The sequence below is a fragment of the Allobosea sp. AAP35 genome (assembly GCF_001295925.1).
In the GTDB taxonomy this organism is placed as follows: Bacteria; Pseudomonadota; Alphaproteobacteria; order Rhizobiales; family Beijerinckiaceae; genus Allobosea.
Genome location: NZ_LJHQ01000018.1, coordinates 229,808 through 239,296 on the forward strand (window position 1 = coordinate 229,808; position 9,489 = coordinate 239,296).

The 9,489-nt window shown below is 68.7% G+C and carries 6 protein-coding genes; 4 read left to right on the forward strand and 2 right to left on the reverse strand.

Features of this window, described 5'->3' with window-relative positions:
* The first annotated feature begins 34 nt into the window (after nucleotides 1-34).
* On the forward strand, nucleotides 35-631 hold the full coding sequence (locus IP69_RS07960; protein WP_054142261.1) for a hypothetical protein: 597 nt from the start codon (nucleotides 35-37) through the stop codon (nucleotides 629-631).
* Between the two features lie 39 nt (nucleotides 632-670).
* Here the strand turns inward: IP69_RS07960 and IP69_RS07965 are convergent, their stop codons facing one another.
* Nucleotides 671-2,290, reverse strand: a complete 1,620-nt coding sequence (locus tag IP69_RS07965; RefSeq protein ID WP_197279738.1) for a gamma-glutamyltransferase — start codon at nucleotides 2,288-2,290, stop codon at nucleotides 671-673.
* A gap of 170 nt (nucleotides 2,291-2,460) precedes the next feature.
* A complete protein-coding gene (locus IP69_RS07970; protein WP_054142262.1) occupies nucleotides 2,461-3,639 on the reverse strand; it encodes a diaminopropionate ammonia-lyase in 1,179 nt (392 codons plus the stop codon).
* Between the two features lie 136 nt (nucleotides 3,640-3,775).
* Here IP69_RS07970 and IP69_RS07975 point away from each other — a divergent pair, with 136 nt between their 5' ends.
* The 3 genes from IP69_RS07975 to IP69_RS07985 form a co-directional block, all read left to right on the forward strand.
* Nucleotides 3,776-5,032, forward strand: coding sequence for an aminopeptidase (locus tag IP69_RS07975; protein WP_054142263.1), 1,257 nt, complete (start codon nucleotides 3,776-3,778; stop codon nucleotides 5,030-5,032).
* A 204-nt stretch (nucleotides 5,033-5,236) separates the two neighbouring features.
* A complete protein-coding gene (locus IP69_RS07980; RefSeq protein WP_082359124.1) occupies nucleotides 5,237-6,124 on the forward strand; it encodes an alpha/beta hydrolase in 888 nt (295 codons plus the stop codon).
* 378 nt (nucleotides 6,125-6,502) lie between these two features.
* Nucleotides 6,503-9,489: helicase-related protein (locus IP69_RS07985; protein ID WP_156323341.1), on the forward strand; the 2,987-nt coding region annotated here is incomplete at its 3' end.

The window sequence follows — 9,489 nt, forward strand, 5'->3', positions numbered from 1 at the left end:
TCACCAGCAGGTTCTCAAAGCGAGGGATGGCACGATGGGTAGGCAGCTCGGTTCAACCAGACGACAAGCGATCGGCGTCGGCCTGACGGTCACCGTCGCAGCGAGCGCGGTGCCACTCGCGACGGCCGCGGTGCCTGCGGCTGCACCGCAGCACGCCGTGCCGCGACGGGAGCGCGATCCCGCTGCCTATGAGGCCGCATATCTTCGATCCGTTCTGGCGATCCGCCGTGCGGAAACGCAGATGCACCGGCTTTTCGCGGATATTCTGGATCGAGCTGGCCGGAGCGATGTCGAAGCCGGCGATCTCGTCATCATGTTCGACGCCACCGAGGGCGGGCAATCGCAGCTCCTGAACAGCTGGGTCTGGAGCGACGAGCGCGCCCGACGCCGCAAGCGTGCGATGGTCAAGAAGGGCCTCATCATGGCCAAGAGCGCCGCTGGTCGGCAGCTTTATGCACCGACCGAGGCGGGGCAGGCCCTGCTCGACCGCGTCAACCGGGCGCTGACGATCCAATCGAGACTCGCGGACCCGATTGGGGGCCTCGGGGTCGAGGCCCTGGAAGAGGCCTGTCAGACGGTGGCCAGAGCCGAACGCTGGTGGATCGATATCGTCCGCTACAGACTTGGATAGCGAGCGCCGACACGTTTCAGAGCCCGCCGCGAAGCCGACTCAGGACGAATCCTTCGCCGCCACCGCCGCCGACCAGGGTGAGATCACGTCGCTGATCCCGTCCGCCCCTCCCGCATCGACGCGGATCAGGTTCGGGCAGGCGAAGTTGATCGGCAGCACGCTGTGCTCGACCACGACGACCGGCCCGGCCTGCTCCAGCGCCGCCAGCGTCTCCGCCGGCAGGCGCAGATCGGCGCTGGTCTGGTCGGGGCCCGAGACGTCGATGCGCGGCTGATGCGCCGCTTCCTCCAGCCCCATGCCGCAATCCAGCGTCCAGGCCAGCATCTGGTAGACGCTGGCGAGAATCCGCCGTCCGCCCGAGGCGCCGCCGGCATAGCGCGGCCCGGGACCGTCCTTGGGCGTCACGATCACCGGGCACATGTTGCAAAGCGGCCGGGCACCGGGCGCGATCGCATTGGCGCTGCCGGGCCGCGGATCGAACCACATCATGCCGTTATTCATCAGGATGCCGGTATCGGGCAGCACGACGCGGCTGCCCATCGAGGAGAGCAGCGTCGTCGTGACCGTGACCAGCGTGCCCTCGCCATCGACCACGGTGAGATGGGTGGTGCAGGTGTCGCCGGGCTCCTTCGCGGCCGAGCCTGGAGCAGACGTGGCAGCACCCAGCCCCTCGAGGCGGCTGGCATAGGCCTTCCGCATCACCCGCGACAGGGTCGCGAACCAGTCAGCATCGGGGCCGCCCGTCGCGGGCTTGGCCGAGGCCATGCCGGCGACGACCGCTTCCAGCGTCGGCGCGGCGGTGAGCCCGCCGGCGGTGTGGACGAGATGCGTGCCGCGCCAGTCGATGGTCGGCGCGTCCCGAACGATCGCCTGGCAGGAGGCAAGATCCTCGGCATCGACCACGCCGCCCAGCGCGTGGATGTCGGCCACGAGCCGTCCGGCCAGTTCGCCGTGATAGAAATCGTCGAGTCCTGCCGTGGCGAGGCGCTCCAGTGCCGAGGCGAGATTGCCGAGACGGAAGAAACCCGGCTTGCCCTGATACGGCGGCACCGGCGGCAAGCCATTGGGCAGATAGATCCGCGCGCTCTCCTGATAGAGCCGCAGCACGGCGGCCGAGGAGGAGATCTTGAGCGTCGTGTACCAATCCTGCGCCAGCCCGCGCCTGGCCATCGCGATCGCGGGCGCCAGAAGCTCCGAGACCGGCATCGCTGTCCCGAAGCTCTCCTTCAGCGCGGCATAGCCGGCCACCGAAGACGGGATGACGAAGGAGAGCGGGCCGTGGATGTTCGCATCGCCCACCACCTCGGGCCACGTGAAGAGGTCGTTCTTCATCGCGCCCGTCAGCGGATAGGCTGAAGGATCGGCGCCGCGCGGGGCGACCGGGCCGAAATCGACGACCTTCGCCGTGGTCTCATTGGCCTTGAGGACGACCGCAAAGCCGATGCCGCCGAGCCCGCTGTTCCAGGGCTCGACCGCGGCCAGCGCGAAACAGGCTGCGACCGCCGCATCCGCCGCATTGCCGCCGGCCTCGAGGATCGCCGCGCCGGCTTCCGCCGCCTCGCGATTCTGCGACACGACGATGCCGTTACGCCCGCTCGCCATCGGTTTGCGCAGCGTCCAGTTCTGCGTGCGGTAGGGCACCTCGTTCACAGCGGTCATCGACGATTCCCCCATCAAGGCCAGGCTGCGCCGGCTCTCGCCCGTGATGGGCGCCCGGCCGCGCCATGCGAGCTTAGGCCAGAGCAGCCTGCCGCGCCCCGACCGCATCGGCCGGCAGCCATGCCGGCACGACATGCCGCATCAGAAGCAGGCGAGACGATCGAACACCTTCAGGCCGCCGCCTTTCCATGGACCAGTTCGGCATAGCGGTCGGGGTCGGTCGCGCCTTCCGTGTTGACGACGAAGACCCGCGACGACGCATCGAGCGCGAGCTGCGCCCGGATCGTGGGATCAGCCGTGGCGGCGATCAGCCCGGCCAGCCCCACCCCACCGCTTTCGCCCGCGACGATGACGGGGTCGTCCCCCGCCGGCCGCGCCAGCCGGTTCATCACCGAAACCGCATCCGCGTCCTCAACGGTCATGAACGCGTCCGCCACGCGCGACAGGATGCGCCAGGCGACGAGCGAGGGCTCGTAGCAGTCGAGCATCGCCATCACGGTCGGCTCGCCCACCGCCGCCTTCACCGGCTCGCCGGCTTTCGCGCTGTCGAACATGCAGGCGGCCCGCGCTGGATCGACCGCCACAAAAATCGGCCGCTTGTCGCCGAGCACCAGCGCGAAATGCGCCGCGATGGCGGCCGCGATGCCGCCCACCCCGACCTGCACGAAGACATGGGTCGGCGGCTGCGGCATCTGGCGCAGCGCCTCGGCGACCAGCGCCGTATAGCCCTGCATCACCAGCCCCGGGATGCGCTCATAACCCGGCCAGGAGGTGTCGGAGACGACGATCCAGCCCTTCTCGTCCGAAACGCGCGCGGCCTCCGCGACCGAATCATCATAGGTGCCCTTCGCCCGGATCATCCTCGCGCCGAAGCGGGCGATCGCGGCGATCCGCTCCTCGCTAACGCCGGAATGGACGAAGATCGCCGCCTGCGCGCCCACCAACTGCGCGCCTTGCGCGACCGAGCGGCCATGATTGCCGTCCGTGGCGCAGGAGAAGGTCATCGAGGCCGCGACCGCCCGTATATCCGGGCTTTGCAACTCGGCGATATCGACCGGACGCGCGAGCCGCCGCGCCGCCTCCTCCAGCACGAGCCTGACGACGACATAAGAGCCGCCCAGCGCCTTGAAGCTGCCGAGCCCGAGCCGATGCCCCTCGTCCTTGACGTGGATCGCAGCGACGCCGAGTTCGCGCGCCAGGGCCGGCAGCGCCTGCAGCGGCGTCACGGCATAATTGTCTCGCTGGCTGATCTGCCGCTCGACCTCCGCCGCACCCGTGGCCCCGAGGCCGTCCGCATCGGCCGGCAACAGCGGCCTGCGATGATCGGGATGCGTGTTGAGCAGGAACATGGCGGTCTCGTGTGGAGCGAAGGCGAGCAGGCGCTCGCGGGAACGGCGCCATCGTGCCTCTCCGCGACGCGCTGGTCCATTGGCGCGCGGGTCGCTCTGCACTAGATTCGCCGGACATCGCGAGCCAAGGCGTCCCATGACCATCCATCAGCGCAGCATCCCCGCAACGATCGACCCCGACAAACTCGACCGGCTGGCCCAGGCCGCCGTTCGCGTCGGCCTCAATCTGCAGCCCGGGCAGGACCTGTTCCTGACCGCCCCGGTCACGGCGCTGCCGCTGGTCCGAAAGATCGCCGAGCACGCCTACAAGGCCGGCGCCGGCCTGGTAACACCGATCCTGTCCGACGAGGAGGTGACGCTGGCGCGCTACCGCTATGCCGCCAACGACAGCTTCGATCGTGCGGCCGGCTGGCTGCATGAGGGCGTGGCAAAAGCCTTCGCCAACAACACCGCGCGGCTGGCCATCGTCGGCGACGACCCGATGCTGCTCTCCGAGCAGGACCCCGCCAAGGTTTCGCGCGCCAGCAAGGCGAATTCGGTCGCCTATCAGCCGGCGCTGGAGAAGATCGCGGGCTTCGACATCAACTGGAACATCCTGGCCTACCCGACCGCCGCCTGGGCGCGGCGTGTGTTTCCTGGCGACGCCGAGGAGGTGGCCGTGGGCAAGCTTGCCGACGCCATCTTCGCCGCCTCGCGGGTCGAGAGCGGCGACCCTGTCGCGGCCTGGGCCACGCATAACGCGACGCTGCGCAGCCGCACGCAATGGCTCAACGGCCAGCGCTTCCAGGCGCTGCATTTCACCGGGCCTGGCACCGATCTGATGGTCGGCCTCGCCGACGGGCATGAATGGCAGGGCGGCGCCTCGACCGCCAAGAACGGCGTGACCTGCAACCCCAACATCCCGACCGAGGAGGTCTTCACCACGCCGCATGCGCTGCGGGTGGAGGGGCATGTCTCCTCGACCAAGCCGCTCTCCTATCAGGGCACGCTGATCGACGAGATCCAGGTCCGTTTCGAGGCCGGCCGCATCGTCGAATCGAAGGCGAGCCGCGGCGCCGACGTGCTCGCCAAGGTGCTCGACACCGACGAGGGCGCGCGGCGCCTTGGCGAGGTGGCGCTGGTGCCGCATTCCTCGCCGATCTCGAAAAGCGGCATCCTGTTCCTGAACACGCTCTTCGACGAGAACGCCTCCTGCCACATCGCGCTCGGCCAGTGCTATTCGAAATGCTTCCTCGAGGGCGGCAAGCTCACCCCCGAGCAGGTCGCGGCCCAGGGCGGCAACAAGAGCTTCATCCATATCGACTGGATGATCGGCTCGAACCTGGTCGACATCGACGGCGTCCACGCCGACGGCCGCCGCGTCCCGGTCTTCCGCAAGGGCGAATGGGCCTGAGGAACCGCCGCCACGGCCCCTGCTTCCCCCGCCCGCCTGCTGCCGCCAGCCTGTATTTCGATGCCGATTCGGCATGCCGCATTGGCAAAGCGATGCGAGCGCCTGTGGAGAAGCAGCGCCCTGACCTGATCGGGCCCCGCGAAGCGATTGCCGCGCGGGGCTGGCAGGCGCTAGCCTTTTTTCCAGATTGTCTCGGGAGCCACCATGTCCAGCGACTTCGACACCCCGCCCGGTCTGCGCCATCGCCAGATCGCCGTGCGTGACACGACGCTGCATGTCGCCGAGGTCGGCTCCGGCACGCCGGTGCTGCTGCTCCATGGCTGGCCGGAGTTCTGGGCGACCTGGCTGCCGCTGATGAACCGGCTGCACGGCGATTTCCGGCTGATCGCGCCCGATCTGCGCGGCTTCGGCGACAGCGCCAAATCGCCCGCGCCGCGTGCCGATGTCGGCGCCAACTCTCACGCCGACGACATGGCCTCGCTGATCGCGGCGCTGGGCTTCGAATCCGTCGGCGTCGTGGGCCATGATGTCGGCGCCTATGCCGCCCAGGCGCTGGCGCGACGCCACCCGCAACTCGTCGACAGGCTCATGTTCTTCAACTGCCCGACCCAGAGCATCGCCGGGCGCTGGGTCCATGACGGCCATGTCAACGAGGTCTGGTATCAGGCCTTCCAGCAATTGCCGCTGGCCGAGGCGCTCGTCGGGCTCAGCCGCCAGTCCTGCGCGCTGTATCTGTCGTATTTTCTGTCCCATTGGAGCCATCGCAAGGACGCCTTCGATCCGGCGCTGGACCTCTGGATCGACAACTTCATGAAGCCCGGCAATCTGCGCGGCGGTTTCGACTGGTATCGCAGCCAGAACGCCTCGCGGCTGGCGGCGATCGACGGGCACCCAACTCCCTCGGTGCGCATCCATCAGCCGACGCGCGTGCATTGGGGCCGTCACGATCCCGTCCTGAAATCCGAATGGGCCGCCTTCGTGCCGGAACATTTCGACGAGGCGAAAGTCACCTTCTGCGAAACGGCGGGTCATTTCGTTCATGTCGAGGCGCCAGACGAGGCGGCAGATGTCTTCGTCGATTTTTTTGGCTGAGCAGGGCGCTTCCGGTGCTGGCGGGCCCAGCCCTCGTTTCCTGGCGCGGAGCGATTAGATAGTCTGCAGCCCGCAAGCGCGGCAGGAGCCTCCGGGCGCCTGTGCATCAAAGGACTGGCGATGCCGATGTTGCAGTTGCAGACAGAATGGCCGGGAATGGCGAAGGGCCTTGCTGGAGCAGGGCTTGCGAAGGCCAGCCTTGCCGCGGCGGATCCAGGCTTGGGCGAGAACGAAACCCGATTCCACCCGAGTCAGCGATTCGGACCCGCTTCGTTCAGGACTCGTTCCGCCTCCTGATCGCCCCTGCGCCGCGCCGTCTTCCGACGCCCGCCGGGCGTCGCCGATGCGAAGCCTCACCTCACGATCGGCTGCGACTTGATCCCTCCACGCTCTTTGCCTCCCTCGGTCCGCGCCCAAGGCGTCACCGCGGTGCTGGGCCCGACCAATACCGGCAAGACCCATCTTGCGATCGAGCGGATGGTCGCCCATCCGACGGGCATGATCGGCCTTCCGCTGCGCCTGCTGGCGCGCGAGGTCTATCAGCGCGTCGTCGACAAGGTCGGCGTCGAAGCCGTCGCGCTCGTCACCGGCGAGGAAAAGATCAAGCCGGCACGCCCGCGCTTCTGGGTCTGCACGGTCGAGGCGATGCCGCGCGATCTCGCCGTCGATTTCGTCGCCATCGACGAAATCCAGCTCGCCGCCGATCTCGACCGCGGCCATGTCTTCACCGACCGGCTGCTCAACCGGCGCGGCCGGGCCGAGACCATGCTGATCGGCGCCGGCACGATGAAGCCCGTGATCGAGCAGCTCATCCCCGGCGTCCATGTCGTGACACGGCCGCGCCTCTCGCAGCTCCTGTTCGCCGGCGACCGCAAGATCACGCGCCTGGCGCCCCGCTCGGCCATCGTCGCCTTTTCGGTCGAGGAGGTCTACGCGATCGCCGAGCTGATTCGGCGGCAGAAGGGTGGCGCCGCGGTTGTCCTGGGCGCGCTCAGCCCGCGTACCCGCAACGCGCAGGTCGAGATCTACCAGTCCGGCGATGTCGACTATCTCGTCGCCACCGACGCGATCGGGATGGGGCTGAACCTCGATGTCAATCACATCGCCTTCGCGGCCGACAAAAAATATGACGGCCACCAGTTCCGCAAACTCAACCCGGCCGAGTTTGGCCAGATCGCCGGGCGGGCCGGCCGCCATCTGCGCGACGGCACCTTCGGCACCAGCGGCCGCTGTCCGCCCTTCGAGGCCGATCTGGTCGAGGCGATCGAGAACCACCGCTTCGAGCCGGTGCGGCAGCTGCAATGGCGCAACACCGATCTCGATTTTCGCTCGGTCGCGCAGCTGCTCGACAGCCTGAACCTGCAGCCGACCGAGCCGGGGCTGACGCGCGCGCTGATCGCCGAGGACATGACGACGCTGGAGATTCTCGCTCGCGACCCCGACATCAAGGCGCTGGCGCAGGGCCGCCCGGCGGTGGAGCGGCTCTGGGAGGTCTGCGGCCTGCCCGATTATCGCAAGATCGCCCCACAGCAGCATGCCGACCTCGCGACCACGCTCTATCTGCGGCTGATGCGCCATGGCAGGCTCGATATCGACTGGTATCGCACCCAGCTTTCGGCGCTCGATCGCACCGATGGCGAGATCGATACGCTCTCGGCACGCATCGCGCAGGTGCGCACCTGGACCTTCGTCGCCAACCGTCCGGACTGGTTGCCCGATCCGGAGCATTGGCAGGGGGTTGCGCGTCTTGTAGAGGACAAGCTCTCGGATGCTCTGCACGAGCGTCTTGCGAGCCGATTTGTCGACCGGCGCACCTCTGTGCTGCTGCGCCGTTTGCGGGAGAATGCGATGTTGGAGGCTGAGGTCACCACGACGGGCGACGTGCTCGTCGAGGGCCAGCACGTCGGAATGCTGCAGGGATTCCGCTTTACGGCGGACCCCAAGGCCGGCGGGCCGGAGGCGAAAGCCTTGAACATGGCGGCGATGAAGGCGCTGGCGAGCGAGATCGAGGCGCGCGCCGCCCGGGTCGTTCTCGCCGGCGACGATGCCTTCGTTTTGTCGCATGACGGCCTGCTGCGCTGGATCGGCGAACCGGTGGCGCGCCTCGTCGCGGGCGAGAAGGCGATCGAGCCGCGCCTGCGCCTGCTGGTCGAGGAGCAGCTAGTCGGTCAGGCCCGCGAGCAGGTCGAGGCGCGGCTGCAGCTCTGGCTGAAGAATCACGTCACCCGTCTGCTGGGCGCATTGCAGCTGCTGGAGGATGCGACAAGCCTCACCGGCATCGCCCGCGGCATCGCCTATCAGGCGGCCGAAGCGCTTGGCGTGCTGGAGCGCGCCAAGGTCGGCGAGGAAATGAAGGCGCTCGACCAGGAAGGCCGCGCCGCCCTGCGCCATCTCGGCATCCGTTTCGGCGCTTTCCATCTCTACGTCCCGGCCTTGCTGAAGCCGGCGCCGCGCGCGCTGGCCGCCCAGCTCTGGGCGCTCAAGCATGGCGGGCCCGAATTGTCGGGGCTCGACGACATCGCCCATCTCGCGGCTTCGGGCCGGACTTCCTTCCCGGTCGACAAGGCGGTTCCCAAGGGGCTCTACCGCGCCGCCGGCTACCGCGTCTGCGGCGAGCGGGCGGTGCGCGTCGATATCCTCGAGCGCCTGGCCGATCTGATCCGCCCCGCCATCGCCTATCGGCCCGGCCTCACACAAGGGACGCCTCCGACCGGAAGCGCCGATCAGGACGGTTTTGTCGTGACTGGTGCGATGACCTCGCTCGTCGGCTGCGCCGGCGAGGATTTCGCCTCGATCCTGCGTTCGCTCGGCTATGTCTCGCTCAAGCGTCCCGGCCCGGCGATCACGGTGCCGCTTGCGGCGCCCCCTGCCAGGCCCGTCGCCGCGGCAGCCCCGCCCGAGGCGCCTGAGCCCGATCAGGCGACGACGGCCGACAGCCAGCCCGACATTGCGGGCGGCGACGACGCGTCATCCGCCATGACGGGCGCCGATGCCGAAACCGGCCATTCCGACAGCAGCACGGCCGAGACGACGCCGTCAGAGGCTGCGCCGCCCTCCGATGCCGCGATGGCCGACGCGCCTGCGTCGCAGGAGCCGACGGCCGGGCCGGAGCCGGTGCCAGAGCTTGCCGACGCGACCGGAGACCTCGTTTCCGCCGATGCACCCGCATCCGAAACACCCGATGCGCCGATCCTGACGCAAGCCGAACTCCAAGCCGAGACGGCCGAAGCGACACAGGACGCTCTGGCGCCCGGCGAGCGGGAGCCCGCCCGCGAGCCGATGCCCGCCGATATGATGTCGGCCCTGCCGCAGGCCGAGCCGGCCGTTGCCGCACGAGACGATGACACGGCGGGAGCTGCCGCAAC